Annotated in this window: 13 protein-coding genes; 3 read left to right on the top strand and 10 right to left on the bottom strand. The window is 51.6% G+C overall.

Annotated features, from left to right (window positions below; genetic code table 11):
* Positions 1–14: 14 nt before the first annotated feature.
* A complete protein-coding gene (locus tag ACZ52Z_RS10030; protein ID WP_464270600.1) occupies positions 15–1,592 on the bottom strand; it encodes an adenylate/guanylate cyclase domain-containing protein in 1,578 nt (525 codons plus the stop codon).
* A gap of 168 nt (positions 1,593–1,760) precedes the next feature.
* Between ACZ52Z_RS10030 and ACZ52Z_RS10035 the strand changes: the two genes are divergently transcribed.
* On the top strand, positions 1,761–1,907 hold the full coding sequence (locus ACZ52Z_RS10035) for a hypothetical protein (protein WP_464270601.1): 147 nt from the start codon (positions 1,761–1,763) through the stop codon (positions 1,905–1,907).
* A 39-nt stretch (positions 1,908–1,946) separates the two neighbouring features.
* Positions 1,947–2,879: a bifunctional UDP-sugar hydrolase/5'-nucleotidase gene (locus ACZ52Z_RS10040; protein ID WP_464270602.1), complete on the top strand. Its 933-nt coding sequence runs from the start codon at positions 1,947–1,949 to the stop codon at positions 2,877–2,879.
* A gap of 60 nt (positions 2,880–2,939) precedes the next feature.
* Here ACZ52Z_RS10040 and ACZ52Z_RS10045 read toward each other — a convergent pair whose 3' ends face one another.
* Entirely contained in the window at positions 2,940–3,860 is a 921-nt protein-coding gene (locus ACZ52Z_RS10045) for a manganese-dependent inorganic pyrophosphatase (RefSeq protein WP_464270603.1), read from the bottom strand.
* Between the two features lie 298 nt (positions 3,861–4,158).
* On the opposite strand from ACZ52Z_RS10045, the gene ACZ52Z_RS10050 reads away from it, so the two are divergent.
* Positions 4,159–5,115: a hypothetical protein gene (locus ACZ52Z_RS10050; RefSeq protein WP_464270604.1), complete on the top strand. Its 957-nt coding sequence runs from the start codon at positions 4,159–4,161 to the stop codon at positions 5,113–5,115.
* A gap of 112 nt (positions 5,116–5,227) precedes the next feature.
* Here ACZ52Z_RS10050 and ACZ52Z_RS10055 read toward each other — a convergent pair whose 3' ends face one another.
* The 8 genes from ACZ52Z_RS10055 to ACZ52Z_RS10090 all read right to left on the bottom strand — a co-directional run bounded on the left by ACZ52Z_RS10055 (position 5,228) and on the right by ACZ52Z_RS10090 (position 15,574).
* The gene (locus ACZ52Z_RS10055) at positions 5,228–5,938 is read right to left on the bottom strand and encodes a Bax inhibitor-1/YccA family protein (protein ID WP_464270605.1); all 711 of its coding nucleotides are present in this window, start codon (positions 5,936–5,938) and stop codon (positions 5,228–5,230) included.
* Between the two features lie 172 nt (positions 5,939–6,110).
* Entirely contained in the window at positions 6,111–7,541 is a 1,431-nt protein-coding gene (locus tag ACZ52Z_RS10060; RefSeq protein ID WP_464270606.1) for a sugar transferase, read from the bottom strand.
* A 14-nt stretch (positions 7,542–7,555) separates the two neighbouring features.
* A complete protein-coding gene (locus ACZ52Z_RS10065) occupies positions 7,556–8,509 on the bottom strand; it encodes a glycosyltransferase family 2 protein (RefSeq protein ID WP_464270607.1) in 954 nt (317 codons plus the stop codon).
* Entirely contained in the window at positions 8,506–9,330 is an 825-nt protein-coding gene (locus ACZ52Z_RS10070; RefSeq protein WP_464270608.1) for a glycosyltransferase family 2 protein, read from the bottom strand. The genes ACZ52Z_RS10065 and ACZ52Z_RS10070 overlap by 4 nt, the downstream gene beginning before the upstream one ends.
* 72 nt (positions 9,331–9,402) lie before the next feature.
* On the bottom strand, positions 9,403–10,368 hold the full coding sequence (locus ACZ52Z_RS10075) for a glycosyltransferase family 2 protein (protein WP_464270609.1): 966 nt from the start codon (positions 10,366–10,368) through the stop codon (positions 9,403–9,405).
* A 58-nt stretch (positions 10,369–10,426) separates the two neighbouring features.
* Positions 10,427–11,734, bottom strand: coding sequence for a radical SAM protein (locus ACZ52Z_RS10080; protein WP_464270610.1), 1,308 nt, complete (start codon positions 11,732–11,734; stop codon positions 10,427–10,429).
* A gap of 68 nt (positions 11,735–11,802) precedes the next feature.
* Positions 11,803–12,807 (bottom strand): glycosyltransferase family 2 protein, encoded by a 1,005-nt coding sequence (locus tag ACZ52Z_RS10085; RefSeq protein ID WP_464270611.1) that lies wholly within the window; start codon positions 12,805–12,807, stop codon positions 11,803–11,805.
* Complete coding sequence (locus ACZ52Z_RS10090) at positions 12,791–15,574, bottom strand: spermidine synthase family protein (protein WP_464270612.1); 2,784 nt, start codon at positions 15,572–15,574, stop codon at positions 12,791–12,793. Before ACZ52Z_RS10090 ends, ACZ52Z_RS10085 begins: the two co-directional genes overlap by 17 nt.
* Between the last annotated feature and the right edge of the window lie 80 nt (positions 15,575–15,654).

Raw genomic sequence — 15,654 nt, forward strand, 5'->3', positions numbered from 1 at the left:
CCTGGCTGTGCCCTCTATGCCAGAGTTCCTCTCACCGCATATACGCTCACAGCCTCCTTAATGCCGCGCAAACGCATCTTCTCCTTTTTCTCCAGCACAAACTGACCCTGAATATCTCGCTGTACGCTTTCGGTTACAAAAATCCTGCACTGGCTGGATTCTGCAGCCAGCCGTTGAGCGATATTGACCTCATTGCCGATCACGGTATAGTCAAACCGTTTGGAAGAGCCGACATTACCAAGAAAAACGTTGCCGCTGGTAACACCAATCCCCAGGTCGATGTCGGCAAACACAGCGTTTTTCAGTAGCCACCTGTTATGTAACCGTTCAAATCGCTTTTTAATCAACAATGCGGCTTCAACGGCTGCACTGTTGGCCCGGGCATTCCTGACCGGCGCACCGAACAGGGCCAATACCGCATCGCCCATAAATTTATCCACCGTTCCCTGGTGCTGAAAAATAGTATCGGTAAAAATATTAAAAAACTCGTTAAGAAAGAAACGCAGCACATTGAGGTCAAGGTGCTGCACCAGACCTGTAAAATTGCGTATATCTGCAAAGAGAATGGTCACCTGTCGTATATCTCCCAGCCCCATTGGATCGGCTTTTTCCGCCAGCAGCAACTCGGCGACCTCCGGTGCCATGAATTGCTGCAACAAGGTTCGGGTACGGGTGGTCTCCTCTAAACGCTGCAGGGCGCGAACATTTTCCAGCGCCAGGGCGGCTTGTCCACAGACAATGCTCATTACCTCTTTTTCCACTTCAGTAAAACGATCCTCGGTTTCGGTCTTGCTGATGTTGAGCACGCCGAGAATGCGCCCCCTGATGAGAATAGGGCAAGACATGGAGGAAACGATCTCTTTTCTTTTGAGGAAGGGGGCAAAAATCGTTTTCTCCTGGTCCTCTCTATTAAGAAGGACAGGTTTCCCATGGGTAAAAACCCAACCGGCAATCTTCTCCCCGGGCAACATCCGGATGGAGTCGGCCATGCTTTTATCCATTCCCTTTGCGGCCGCGACATGCAATCGAGCCTGCTGTTCATCATACAGCAAAATGGATATCTGGGGGGAGCCGGTAAGCTCAGCCACACTGTCGAGCAGTCCGTTCACCACCTCTTGCTCGCTGGTTGACGAGAGAAACTGCTCGCCAAGAGCATACAGCGGTAATAAGGTACGTAGGTGAATGTTTTCGTCCCTGATTTCCTTCTGTAGAAAAGCCTGCTCGATCATACCCAGCAGTTGGTCCGGAACAAAAGGAATATGAAGAAGGCCGCTGAAGCCTGCAGAAAAACAGGCGGTCAGCGTTTCATTGCCAACATCCGAGGAAAGGAGAATTGCCACTATTCCCGGGGAACACAAGCGCAGGGTTGCCAAAGTCTCGGCGGCTTTCTGCCCTGGCAGTTCATTTTCTATGACAGCCAGCGATACAGGTTCTCTGCTGCATGCAGCCACAGCCTCCCGCTGGTCATGACAGCGAATAACCGTATAGTCTCCCATGAACGAGGCCATGGTCGACGCATACTGCGCATCAGATACCATAAAAAGAATAATCTTTTTTTTGGCATGCTGTATAAAAGAGTTGGACAACAACATACCGTAACATTACCATTTGGTAAGCACTGAGGCAAGGACTGTGGTTGGGTCCCGACCCTCGCACCAATCGAGAAATCCACAGGCAGAGCCATGCACCCTTTTTCCTCATCCCTTTTCACGACCCTTTGCAGCCAGGCACTGCGCAGCACCCATAGCAGAGGGCGAATAATGGCATCCAGACGAACAGCAGTTGTTTTTATTTCCCTCCTGTGCACCTTTTTTACAGTTCTCTCATCAGCACATGCGGAAAATGTCAAGCAATGGCGCCTGCTCTATTCCAATGATATCCATGGCACACTCCAGCCCTGCGGCTGAGGGAGCAATAAACTGGGCGGTCTGCTCAGAAAAACTGCTGTGCTTGATGCGCTGACAGAAAACAGAGAGGATGCACTTGTAGTTGACAGCGGCAATCTTTTTTTCCGTCCGGGAACAGCACCTGTCTCCACAAAGGAAAAAAGCAGTGCAGAGCACATTGCTCGGGACTTTCTGGCTGACAAAAGGGGTGTCGCAGCCGTTGGCAGCGGTGATCTGAGGGCCGGTACAGACTATCTGCATGGGTTGGCAACCGATTACGCTCTGGTCCTGCTCTCGGCTAATCTATACAGATCTGCAACCACGCAGCCCGTTTTCCCACCCTTCATCACTCGACAGGCCGGACCACTTACAGCGGCGCTCATCGGGCTTACCGGCACCCTACCAGCAAACAGAATCAACAGGGACCTCCTTCTCCGTTCATGGCAGGATACCCTTCCCCAAACCCTCTCCCGGCTTCCGGAAAACGTTGACGTGGTGATTGTACTGTCCAACCTTGCGCCCCATGAAAATGTAAACATTGCAAAAAAATTCAGACAAATACATATTATTGTCCAGTCAGGGGGCACCCCGGGCAACATTCCGCCTTTTTTCGTCAACAACACGCTCATTTGCCAGACGGCCGACCGAGGCCGCTACCAGGGCGTGCTGGATATGCAGTGGGACGCATCAGGCAAGTGGAGCCTGCACGCCCAACAGGAAGAGCTAGGTAGAAAAGTGGAACGTCAGCTTGTGTTGACCAAAAGAAAAATAGCTGTTGAAGCGGGTCGACAGCAGCTCAACCCGGCACTTGAGCAGCGGAAGCTGCAGTTGGAGAATGCCCTGGATACGCTTGAGCAGCAGTTAGTGAACCGGGACAGCCTGGCAGGGTGGACCTACCATAACCGGTTCATAGCCCTGTCAGGTGAAATAGTCGGCAAGAATGGGCTAAAAGCGCTGCAGCGCACAGCCTATCCGCCGGTAAACGAACAATAAAAAAAAGGGGCATGTCCGATTGGACACGCCCCTCTATCAGTCAGCCGTCAGTTGCGATAATTAGCAGCCAAACGCTTTCTGCAGGTTGGGAACGGTCTGCTTTTTACGACTCATCATACCGTCAATCCACATGCAGTTGTCGCTGAGCTTGGAATCAAATGCTTTTTCTACCAACTCTGGCTCATCGGACAGAACGACCAGATCGGTTCCTTCTTTGACGACATCCGTCAGCATCAACAGGATTGAGTGACGGCCATCGGCTTTCATCTCTTCCATTGCCTTCATCAGGTCGCCGCGAACATCAGCAACCTGATCCAGGGTTGCCAACTCAAGCTGTCCCACGCCTACCTTTTTACCATTCATGTCAAAATCTTTGTAATCACGGTTCAACAGATCCATGGCAGGAACACCGGCAACAGCGCTCTTTGCTTTCAGCATATCCATGAACAGTCCCTCGGTGTCGTCAACACCAGCAATCTCCGCCAGTTCCGCAACAGCTTTTTTATCTGCATCAGTACAGGTGGGCGATTTAAAATTTACCGTATCACTGAGGATAGCAGCCAACATCAGGCCAGCCACCTTAGGATCAATTGCCACACCATCCAGATCGTAGAGCACCTTTAAGACGGTACCAGTACAACCGACAGGCATGTTGCAGAAAAAGATGGGGACGTTGGTGGTGACATCACCGATTTTATGATGGTCAACCACGGCTACGACCTCACCATCGCTCAAATTATCAGGTGCCTGGGCCAAATCGCTGTGATCAACAAGTGCGACCTGTTTACCGGCGGCATCGGTCATAATTTCCGGCATAGCAACCCCAAAGCGATCAAGCACGGTAACGGTTTCAGGGTTTGCTTGCCCCTGCATAACCGGTACATAGTCTTCCCCTTTTGCTTTCATCAGCTCAGCATACGCAATAGCAGCGGTTACAGAGTCGGTATCCGGACTTTTGTGACCAAAAACATAAACAGACATAGCGTTATTTCCTCCAGAGTCTTAAGTAGATGACGCGGTAGATGCGATCCTAGTTCCCCTGAACCAAGCAGAACCTGGAAACAATAAAATTGAACGATATTATAACGCTCACTTATAAGCGTCAAGTAGAAAAACCAAAACTTACGTCAAGAGAGAAAGTTGTCCGCATAAACCCGAAAGATCTCCTCTCTGGTTATCCGTAGAGCAATTTTTCTCCCACCATTTGCCTGCAATCTGCTAGAGTAGAGCTACATGAAATGTGACGCAACACCTACTCTTCCTCCAGCTTCGGACCGCCATGCCAAACCCACACTACAGGCGCCCCCCAAAAAAAGGACGTATCAAGTGGATTCTTCTTGGAGCATTCCTGCTTGCAGGAAGCCTGTTTGCCCTCAATTACACGGGTTATCTCCCTCTATCACGCAGTGTGCAGCAGCAATCGAACGAATCAGCAACCGTGGTATCGCCGCTGGAGGAACAGCGGGAGCCTCTCGAGACCAGGCAGCCCGAACAAAAAGCGGTAGCCGATGAAACGCCGCCATCACTGGAAACCGCCCCACCCCAGCCTCCCTCGATAACGATGGAGCAGGAGGACGCTGAACCGCTTTTTTTTCCGCCGCTCCAACCACCGCAATGTGTAGAAGCCGCCGATCAACTGGTTCGATTCTTTACCGCCTTGGACGCTCGACCCTACATCCAAGCCTACAAGCTGTCGATTCCTTCTCAGGAGCATTTCACCGCGCTGGTCAATACGCTGCTCAGTCACCCGCCCACGGTGTCGAGAGAAACCGATGATCTCTATACCATTCTCACCAATATGGCCCATTTTTTCCGAATCATCGGTAATGACAATATTCAGCTCATTAAGGCCATTCTTGACAGGGAGCGAGATATCGTTGAAGACGTGGGCCTCACCCTGTACAGCTGGATCACCTCGAACTGTTCCAGCGAGGCGTTCACCCTACAGGCTCCCCTTGAAGGTCTCTATGAATATGCCGGTTTTTTCCTCAATACCATGGGAGGGCGCTCCTACCTCTTCCGGAGGGATTCCAGGTCAAGGCTCCTTATCCATTATTACGCGGTGCTCGTAGTTCAACGAGCCAACGAGGCCGGCATCAACAGGCATGGCCTCAACCTTGAAGAATATCTCGGCCCGCTGATCAACGAGATCGAGGCATCCAACCAACTGGTCTACAAGGAACTCTATCTCGACCACCTCTACAGCCTTTTGGAAGCCTCTGCCCAAGGCAGATAAACCGCTGGTTTTTACCCTTTGCGCGAATCGCCGATGGTGAGCGTTCCTCCTACAAAAAAAACGACAGACCTCTATCGGACCTGTCGTTTTGGCGCTTTTATTGTCTCAACAATCAATCCCGACTTCCACCGAAAAGGCGCAGCAGCATCAAGAACAGGTTGATAAAGTCAAGATACAGGGCCAATGCACCGATGATGGCTCCTTTGCGAATCGCAGCCTCGCCCTGCTCCATAATGCCCTGTTCCCCTATGGTTTTTATTTTCTGGACATCATAGGCGGTCAAACCGACGAACACCAGAACGCCGATAACCGATATCGCCCAGTAGAGGCTGGAACTCTGCAGAAAGATATTGACCACTGAAGCCAGGATAATACCGATCAGCCCCATAAACAGGAAGGACCCCATTCCTGACAGATCTCGCTTGGTCACCATTCCATATACCGCCATGGCGCCAAACATGCCGGCAGTAATGAAAAAAGTGCCGGCAATGGATGCTCTGGTATACGCCAGGAATATAGTTGAGAGTGTCAACCCATTGAGCACCGCATAGCCCAAGAAAAGTGCCGTAGCAGTGCCCGGGGCAATCTTTTCCACCCTGGCGGAAAGGTAAAACACCATGCCCAGTTCAACGAGAATCAGCACAATAAAGAGCGGACTGCTTGCAATGGTGAGCGCAAGGCCAGACTGAGCGGTGAAATAGGCAAGAAAACCGGTCACTGCCAGACCTATGCCCATCCAGTTGAAGACCTTGGCAAGAAAAACTGTGGAAGCTTCGTGTCTGGCCTGGGCCAGTGTCATTGTCTGTGTTGTTTGTGCGTGCATTACATCATACTCCTTTGTTGCTCATTTTTATCCAGCCGGATATCTCCCCTGTACGGGTCAAGCGCAGTCTATGCCAACTAAGGCGTTCCATTTTTCTGTTTGAAGTGTAACCACTTTCCCGCGGAACACAACATCTTCCGGTTTTGAGAAGGAGTATTCCCAGGTATCTTTTTCAATAGGCGCCTTTTCCGCTGAACATACACAGTACGGTTTTGCCAATGATCTTCAGATCGGTCCTGAGCGAGTAGTTGAGCACATACCAGTCATCAAGCTCAACCCTCTCCTGATAATTAACGATATCGCTTCGCTTCATCACCTGCCAGGGACCGGTGATTCCGGGTTTCATAGAGCAATATCTGCCAGCGCTCTGCTCCCCGTTCCCTTTATAGTAGGCCTCCAGTTCTTTACCGACGATTGGCCGAGCTCCGACTACGCTCATCTCCCCTCTGAGAACATTATAAAACTGCGGCAATTCATCGAGACTTGTTCGTCGTAAAAATCTACCTATACGAGTAATACGCGGGTCCTTTTTCAACTTGAAGTGTTTTTGCCACTCACGCCTCAATTCCGCATCCTCTGCTATGAGCCGTTCCAGTTGCTGGTCGGCATCAACCACCATGGTCCTGAATTTGAGACAGGAAAATTCTCTGCCGGTGGCCGTTATCCGACGATGCCGATAAAAAACCGGGCCAGGACTATCCAGCTTTATGGCCAGCGCCAACAAAAGAAAGAGCGGTAAGCCCAGGAAAAGAACAGCGACGGAAAAGCATACATCAAAGGTTCGTTTCCATTGTCGATCCGGATTGAAGTTCAGAACGAGCATGTCACCGAGTGACTGTATTTCGGCATGGTGCAGCCCAAAAATATACAGATCAGGGACCAGTAAAATCTGTGCTCCCAGGTCACGGCAGGAGTGGAGAAGAGAAAATATCTTTTTTTCCGCCCGCATGGGAAGGGCAATATAGACATAATCCACATCATGCTTGATTAAAAACGGTTCAACATCACTGATTTTTCCAAGCAGAGGCTTCTCCAGTGGCGCAAGTTTTTCCTGGGAGGCCAGTTTGTCATCAAAAAATCCAATTATTTCAATGCCGGCCCAGGGAATATTTTCCACCTGCCTGGCCATTCGAATTCCCAGGTCACCGGCACCGACGATCACCGCGTGACGAATGTTTTTGCCCTGCATACGGTAAAAACGCAGCAGCTTGCGCACAAAAAAATGACTGAGAAAGATAAGAAACGGGGTCGTCAGGCTCAGCAGGAGAAAAACAGTTCGCGAATAGGCAATAGATATTTTGAAAAAGAAGAAATAAAAGAGCAGGAAACCGATAACTGCTCCCCATGCCTGCAAAATCACCAGAAATTCTCGGTAATATTTCCATCCTCGCCAAGAACGATAAAGTTGAAATGAGTGAAAGCTGACAAAGGAACCGATAAAAAGCAGGATCATTAACCTAGTATAATAGGGTGTCCAGGGTACCCCGTACAGCCACACGTAGAGCCAGAGAAAGAAACAGACCAGCGCGCAATCAAAGATATGCAAAAATCGATAAATCAGCGAACTGCGTTCACGCAGATTGTAGGAAAGGAGAGATGACATAGAGACTACAGGGGTTATTTCCACCAACGATGGTGCATACTCAACCTACGAGCCATTGAGCGGGGTAGAAGAGTGTATCGTCTGCCAATACCGTATGCGACGAATTTTAAAACGTTGCGCACCAGACTCTGGGGGACGAGTATATATTTTTTTCTATGGAAAAGAAAGAAAATCTCTGACAGAACATAGCGTTTTCCGGCTCCTGTCGGTGCGCCAAAATTCTCCACCAGGTCCGGCTGTAGACTGTGGAGTACCCCGATATCAAAATACCGCCGGAAATCTTGTGATATTGTGTAATTATGCGAATGAACAACGCAGGCATCATGCACATAGCGCACTCGGTGACCCTTTTCGAGCAATTTCGCCAGCGTGCATGTATCCTCACCGAAAATAATGTTATCAGGAAAATACCCGACCTCCGCCAACCGCGAAGCACGGTAGGCGGCAAATGAATTGGAGATGAAGATGGTTTTAAAACCGTGTTCTTTTCGATCCTCCCAGCAACGAACATACCCCTGATCAGGATAATTGAATAGACGCAGGTGCTCGCTTGAGGGCGAGGCATCGGGGTTGGCAAGTTGACGGCCATACGTTGCGGCAAGGGAATGGTCAGCCAACAGTGGTCGCACCAGCCGCTCCAGCGCATGTTTATCTGCCGGGATGGCATCCTGGGTGAGAAAGACAAGAAACTCGCCGCTTGCCATGCGGGTAGCCATGCTTCTGGTTCCGCCGTGGTCAAAGGTACTGGTGGGGATCTTTACCACCGTGGCGTGGAAATCTCTGGCAATACCCCGTGATTGATCATTGGAACTTGAATCGATCACAAGCACTTCATCGGGACGCCAGGTCTGTTGCTGGACACACTCCAACAGCACCGGAAGCCATTGTTCGCCGTTATAGGTGGGGATTATGACGGAGATTCTTTTCCCAGGAGCTGTTGCTGAAGCCCTCTGCCCAGTGCCATTCACAGGCGTAATCCTCGCACACACAGGTACTTCAAGACGGCCCAAACCACATATACAGACGGATGGCGCATATAGAGCAGAACCTCGTTTCGTGCGGCGCTCTCCCTGAGGTGATATGCCATGCGTGAGCGTTGTCGACTCCACCCTCGACAGTGATAGACCTCCAACTCAGGAGCATACAGAATCTTCCACCCTTTTTTACGGAGCCGCAGGCTCAGTTCGATATCTTCCTTGTACAGGAAAAACGCAGGGTCAAAAACCGCTCCCCCTTCCAGCTGCACCTCTTCAAGTGCTTCTCTTCGCATAAACATGAAGGCTCCGCAAGCGGCGGGAACCTCCTCTGCATGCCCCCGCTGGCCAGTATCCGCTTCTCCCTGGTCCCTGTCGAACCAGCGACCGTACCATGTACGGAAAACCCCGGTGGAGTCCAGCCGACCTGTAGGTTGCCCCGTGTTCACATCGTAGCCCAACAGCCTGCCGCCCAAGCAACCGACGCGCGGTTTGCTGGCCAATAGCCTGACTGCCGCATCAATGGTCCCAGAGCGGACAAATGCGTCCGGGTTGAGAAAAAGAATGTATTCCGCCTTGGAAGAGCACTCTCCATACCCGACATTATTTGCTCGGGAAAAACCAATATTCTCCTCCAGCCGCACCGTGACTGCAGGCAGCTTTTCCAGCGGCTCGAGATATCCCGTGTCCGTTGACCCGGAATCGACAATGTGTACTTCCAGCGTATGCTGTTGGTCCCGCGTGAGGGCCCGCAGACACTGTTCAATAACCTGCTCGGCGTTGCAGGTGACGATGACTACGGCAACAGTGGCCATGCATCGCCATCCGGGACGTCCCCCTCTCCCTTTTCCATCAGGGGAATGGTCAAACCGAAAAGAGAAATATGCTTACTGCTTGTGGCCATTTTCCTCTCCACCTCCCAGTACTTTGCGCACATGATAAATCGGTTTACTCTGGGACTCATGGTAGGTACGAACCACCAGTTCGGCCACCAGGCCGATGGTGATGAACTGGATACCAATAAAAAGCAAGAGGATGGAAAGCAGCAGCAGCGGCCGGTCGCCAAGCGGTACACCAAAAAACTGTCGCTGAATCGTCATGATAAGGGCCAGGAAAAAACCAAGGGCCGAACAGAGAAAACCGACCCCGCCAAAAACGTGCAGAGGCCTGGTGGCATAACTCAAAAGGAACTTTACAGTGATCAAATCGAGGACGACCCGTATGGTACGGGAAATCCCGTATTTTGATGACCCAAACTGACGAGCGCGGTGATTGACCTTGATCTCAGTGAAACTAATCCCCATGCCGCTGGCAATAGCTGGAATAAAACGGTGCATTTCCCCATACAACCTGATATTCGCGGCAACTTCCTTGCGAAAGGCTTTCAGGGTGCACCCGTAATCATTGAGCTTCACACCGGTAATCCATGATATCAGCCGATTGGCTATCTTTGATGGAAGCTTTCTGGATAAAAACGGGTCTTTTCGATCGTGACGCCATCCAGTAACCACGTCATACCCTTCTTCTACCTTTTCGATCAGTGAAGGAATATCGCGAGGGTCATTCTGCAGATCCCCATCCATGGTGATACAGATATCGCCTCTGGCAAAATCAAAGCCTGCCGACATGGCGGCAGTTTGTCCGAAATTACGGCGAAAGGCCACTACCACCACTCGTTCGTCTGCCTGCTGAAGCCGCTCAAGTTCGGCAAGGCTCCGGTCCCGTGAGCCGTCATCCACAAAGATTATTTCATACGCACGCTCCAGTCCGGAAAGGGCCGTTACTATTTCCTCATACAAGAGCGGTATATTCTCTTCTTCGTTATATATTGGAATTACAATCGATACATCCACGCCAGTTACCTCTCTCAGAGTCAATTGACCACGGTTTTCCCCGGACCACGGTCCCGATTCAAGTGAATACGCAAACAAAATAAAAAACGCCGACACGCGCTCCTGCAGGACCAAACAGTTCCAGTCCAATTTTCCGTTCTTTCCCACCCTCCTGCTCCAGACGACAGGAAAAACGAAACCCTAAAGGCTGCCGGGTGAATCGGGGATATACAGCCTCAACATCCGGTCGCAGATCCGTTGGCAGGGTTTCCCCCAGTTGTCGATCATCGCAGGAAACCACAATCCGCTCTATCGCCATGTCAGCAGCTGCCGCCCACCCTCGCATCTGCAGCAGATCGCCCGGCATAACGAGAATTTCATCTATCCTGGCCATCTTGCGTCCTGCTATTTTGTCAAGCAAGGCTCGAAAAGGCACTCTTTTTACTTGGCCATACTGCACGCCGTCAAAAAAGGAAGGATGGGCATTGGTTGTCACCAAGGGAGAGACAATGGGGAGTTGGGCAATGGTCTCCATGGTGTACTGCTGTGAATGGTATTGGGAATGCGTGACCACAAAAACCAGGGTATCGACCCCAATCTCTCCAGCCTTTTCCTGGGCAGCCAGCAATTCCTCCCTGCCATCGTTGAATTCAAAAAGGATATATTTCCAGATCACCTGCGGTCTACCTTTGGACCGGGCTGATGCCGCATCAGCCATGAACCGCACTACTTTATCGACCTTTCCTTTTACCCGATACTGGCTGTAACTCTCCTGGTAAACCCCATCACAGGCAACCATTATCTCGTCAATCGGTGCACTGGTCAGGGTTTTCTGGTAGGAAAAATTCCCGTTGGTAATCACCCGCTGCCAGGCATGAGGATAGTACTCCCTGGTCAAGACCACAAACTGATCGAACTGCGGATGCATTAATGGTTCGCCCTGCCCGCAGTACTCCACACTGTCCAGCCTGTACCCCGCCTCCTTGAGAGAGCCCAATACCGCCTCAAAGGTCGATGGCTCCATGAGATGGGGTTGCTTTCTTTCCTTGACCTGCACGTCGTTGCTGCAGCACCTGCAGTTCAAGTTGCACAACAGGGAGGGTTCGAGCTGCAGTTTGGTGATATGCTTTGTGGCCAGCAGGTCGGTCAGGGGTTCTTCATGCCGCAAAAAAGCGCATTGCTCGCAAATACCGCTCCAGGGCACTACTCCCGTTGAAAAAGCGGTTCGAATGTGCTGATACTGATCGTTGCTGAACAGCCGCTCCATACCGCCGTGGGGAAGATCAACAGCAACATCGGCAAGCAGTACCCGTTCTCCATAATCATCGTTACAAAGCACTTCCCCGTTGCTTTTTATATACAGGGTATGCAGGATTTCACAGTTCACGTCACTTCACCTGGCGATTGAGAGGAGGCAGACGGAAACCGCTGCCGGCACGACGAGTAAAAACAGTCTCACGTTGCATTCAATGGTCCTTTTTTTCCCAATATACCATGCCACAGACCAAGCAACAGGTAGGCGCAGCGCCTGCTGCGCTGAGGGCCGGTCAGGAGAAGCAGTCCTCCCCGGAGCAGAAGATTGCGCCCCCCATAGGTTAACAACCACGAATACGGGATATAGTCTGCTCGCGCCAATAAAAAAAGGTTGCGCGCCTGATAGTATGTTCTCGACGGGGCATGAACACTGATCTCCCTGACAATGCGGAAAAACCCTAGCCGCCTTTTCTCCCCCACCTGATGGCTGATACGGGCCGTGCACACACCATAGCAGTCCATATGCAGGGCAGCAGCACGGAATCCCCATTCAATATCCACCAGATCGATGAACAGGGTATGGTCCAACAGTCCGATCTTTTGCACAGCCGCTATGCGAAGAAGAGTTCCCGAGGCGTGCAGATAGGCCACCCGGATCGACGGTGTATCCTTCTGGTTGCAGGTGCGCCGGGCAAAACCGCGCCGGGTTTTGACCACAAAAGGTTCCCTCTGCAGCGGGTCATTGGGCGCAACAGCCTGCGGTCCAACCGCCCCCACACCAATCCCCTGCCCTATGAGTTTTTGCTCTTCCCGGAGCAGCGCGCTCACCATATCCTCATCTGGCAGGCTATCCTGGTCCAAAAGCAGGACATGGGTATATCCACGGGATTCCGCCCACTCGATGCCTCTATTCTGTGCAGCAGCAATCCCGTCGTTGGTGCCGGAGGAAAGCAATGTTGCCTCAGGCGCTGGAGGAGCTTCCAGAACAGTCTGCGCATGCTCCGTATTATCAATAATCAGGGTATGCGCTACCTGCTTGCTCATCCGTCGGCACAGCTGCCTGAGTTGTGCATGTTCCGGATAATAGGTGACGATAACAGCCAGCACCTTCGGTTTGTTCCTGCCTGTGCCTGTTTGTTGAACCACATTCATTGCCTTGATGGCCCCTGTAGGCAAAACCGCGCCAATGTTAGGCAGAAACGGCATCTATACGCTGGAAGGCTCCCCAGGCAAGGAGGTAAATGCCCAGTGCAAGGAGCAATGCCACTTGAAATCCGAGAAAAAAAGCACAGAGCAGGCTGACAAATCCGCCAAAAACAGTGAAAAAACCGTTCATTCCCCATGCCCACGGAATTCCTTCCGGTGCGACCTGCCCCAATCGGTACATGCCGAGTGGAAAGGGCATACCCAGAAAAAAGCCAATGGGTACCATCATTGCTACCGCGGAGAGTATCCGTAGAGGAAGAGCAGCCTGCAGCAGCAGGGAAAAGAGCGGCTGATACACCGCGACAAATACTGCCCCGGTACACAATATAGCAACAAAGATTATCGACCAGCGTCGCTGTTGATGCAGCTTCCATCTTTTAGAGGCCGCCGAACCGATGCCTGCGGCAAAAAGCAGAGAAAACAAGACGGTGGCAAAGGTATGGGTCGGATACCCGATGAGTTTAGTAAAGATCTGAATCAACATCAGTTCGATGATTATAAAGCCTGCCCCCAGGCAGGAAAAATAAAGCAGGTACCATCCCCTGCCCTGCCACCTGGCCTTGCCGGCCCGAGAACCAAGTAGCGGGACAAAAACAAAGACGCAGGCAAAGATAATCGAAACGACCCCAACCACGAAAAAACTGATCAGGTCCCGGGAGAGAAACGGCAGCAGTTGAGAATTCAACACGTTGACCGTCCCCCCGTCGATATATTTTGAAGTGCCTGTACTCAGCCGCTCGGGTGTTTTTCTGATCATATTGAAAAACGGTTGATTGTCGGTCACGGGCGTCAACCGGTAATCCGCTTCCGCTGCCAGCTCCTCGGGAAAAGGCTGTTGGAGAAATCGAGCGGGCAGCAGGTTGTCTTCCAGCGCAAGAGGGTGAAAGACAATGGTATAGGGTTTTACGGCACCCACTATGTCAGCAGGAAGCGATGGGCCCCCCTGCTCATCCAACCACACGGAGAATGCTTTATCAGGGTCATTGTTGTCTGCCGTTACCTGGAAGAAAATCTCCTGCCCCGTGACATCACCGATGGGCAGAGGCAGATCGAACTTTACCTCCTGATTATCACCAATGAAACGACCGTCAACGGTCACGGCCATAGCGTCCCAGGTGGGGCCGGCATGTATCTTGAGCGTTACCGGATAAGCAAGTGACGGCTGATTATAGGTCCCGATAAGCAGGGGAAGAGCATCAAGCTCCTCGCATCGGGCAATAAAGGAGCCGGAATACGGCTGACCGGCCAATATTTTTTCCGAGGGCCTGGATACGCTTGCCCGCTCTATCTCCCTGGTCTGCTCACGATTGACATACTGGTGCACCTTCTCCACTTGAGCAGCAGTCCAAGGCGTCATCTTGATGAGCATGGTAGGCAGGGTATCCTGGGTAAATCGCTCAAGCACAACCACATGACGCGCAAAATCCGTTCTCCCCATCCGGTCCCAGGCAAGGGCGGCGGTAGTCAGCATTCGTGGATAAATATGCCGGTTAATCGAGAGGACCCCGTCCTCCTTAAGATGCTCAAAGTATTCGATGTATGCTTCCGCCGTCTGCAGATACGCTGCACCCAGCGCCCCGCTGCCCTGGGCGATGCTTGAGCTGGTGTGGTTGCTGAACATCTGGATAATATCGTACTTTTTTCTGGTGGAACGCAGAAAAGTCCGTCCTTCACCAACGGTGTAATCGACTTTCGGATGATTAAAAATGTTTCCGCTGTAGTCTGCATAGCGCCCTTTAGCGGCCGAAACCATAGCCCCCACCAGCTCAATAGCGTCAACATGACGCGCTCCAAAGACCAGTGCAGCCTTGGTTTCTCCACCTACTGCCGCCCCCAGGACAAGCACATCCGCCTCCGTGCCCTGCTTGAAATAGTGCGCCACGGAATTAAGACCAAAATAGTACGTATCCGGGGAAGACTCCATCTGCTGTGAAAAACGGCTAAAATCACCATCAAAGGCAGCCAGCCATGAGGCCTGCTGTCCCCCGTCCAGGGCAAAATACTTTGCGTGGGGATGCACATTGAATACGTCCAATTTCGACACCGCATCCCAACGGACATATTCCCGTTTCCCATCGCTTATCCATTGATCGATTCCCCGCTTGTTCCCGTGCCCGCGGAACTCGAAATAGTTATCGCGTACAAGGGGGACAATAATCAGGGCAACTATCAGGGGAACGATCCAGGCAACCCGGGAGAGTGGAATAGACGAGTAAAGCACACCGGCGAGACACAGGAAAGCGGCAATGACAAACAACAGTCCTCCTGGACCGAAATACGGTATCAGGGGGACCAGCGCCAGGCAGCCAAGCCCTGCACCGACCAGGTCGTAAAAATACAACCCATGACTTTCTGAGGAGCAGACGGAAAAAACAATGGAAATGATAATCCCGCCAATAAAAAAAGGGGTGATGAGGACGAAATATAGTCCTGCCCATGATAGGATCTGTACCCACAGAGAACCGCCAAAGTTCATATCAAAGGGCAGGAGATTGAGCAACGGCAGCAAGGCCAAGGCGGTGACGCCGTAGCCAAGGGAAAGCGGCGGCAGCAATCGGACCAGCCGGCTGCGTGACGGGTGCAGCAGATAGACATAAATCCCGCCCAGACCAAGGGCAAACATGGCAGCGGTGACAACCATGTACCCCATGGATGGGTTCAGAATAACATCAAAAACCCTGACCATACATAATTCAAGAAGAATAGTGGCCAGGGTCGTCAATCCAAGCCCCATCTTCATTCTGATCACTGAAAGGCTATCCTGCATATTCATTCCTTCTATAAAAGTGCCGGCCCGTATTGACCCTACGAACAGTTACCGCATTCATTCTTTCTTTGGTGTGCAAA

This window comes from Desulfogranum aggregans (assembly GCF_055398265.1).

Bases quoted from the DNA above. Each gene is read 5' to 3' on its own strand.
- ACZ52Z_RS10030 (WP_464270600.1), bottom strand. From the start codon at position 1,592: ATGTTGTTGTCCAACTCTTTTATACAGCATGCCAAAAAAAAGATTATT.
- ACZ52Z_RS10045 (WP_464270603.1), bottom strand. From the start codon at position 3,860: ATGTCTGTTTATGTTTTTGGTCACAAAAGTCCGGATACCGACTCTGTA.
- ACZ52Z_RS10070 (WP_464270608.1), bottom strand. From the start codon at position 9,330: ATGGCCACTGTTGCCGTAGTCATCGTCACCTGCAACGCCGAGCAGGTT.
- ACZ52Z_RS10035 (WP_464270601.1), top strand. From the start codon at position 1,761: ATGGCATCCAGACGAACAGCAGTTGTTTTTATTTCCCTCCTGTGCACC.
- ACZ52Z_RS10085 (WP_464270611.1), bottom strand. From the start codon at position 12,807: ATGCCGTTTCTGCCTAACATTGGCGCGGTTTTGCCTACAGGGGCCATC.
- ACZ52Z_RS10090 (WP_464270612.1), bottom strand. From the start codon at position 15,574: ATGCAGGATAGCCTTTCAGTGATCAGAATGAAGATGGGGCTTGGATTG.
- ACZ52Z_RS10055 (WP_464270605.1), bottom strand. From the start codon at position 5,938: ATGCACGCACAAACAACACAGACAATGACACTGGCCCAGGCCAGACAC.
- ACZ52Z_RS10050 (WP_464270604.1), top strand. From the start codon at position 4,159: ATGCCAAACCCACACTACAGGCGCCCCCCAAAAAAAGGACGTATCAAG.
- ACZ52Z_RS10060 (WP_464270606.1), bottom strand. From the start codon at position 7,541: ATGTCATCTCTCCTTTCCTACAATCTGCGTGAACGCAGTTCGCTGATT.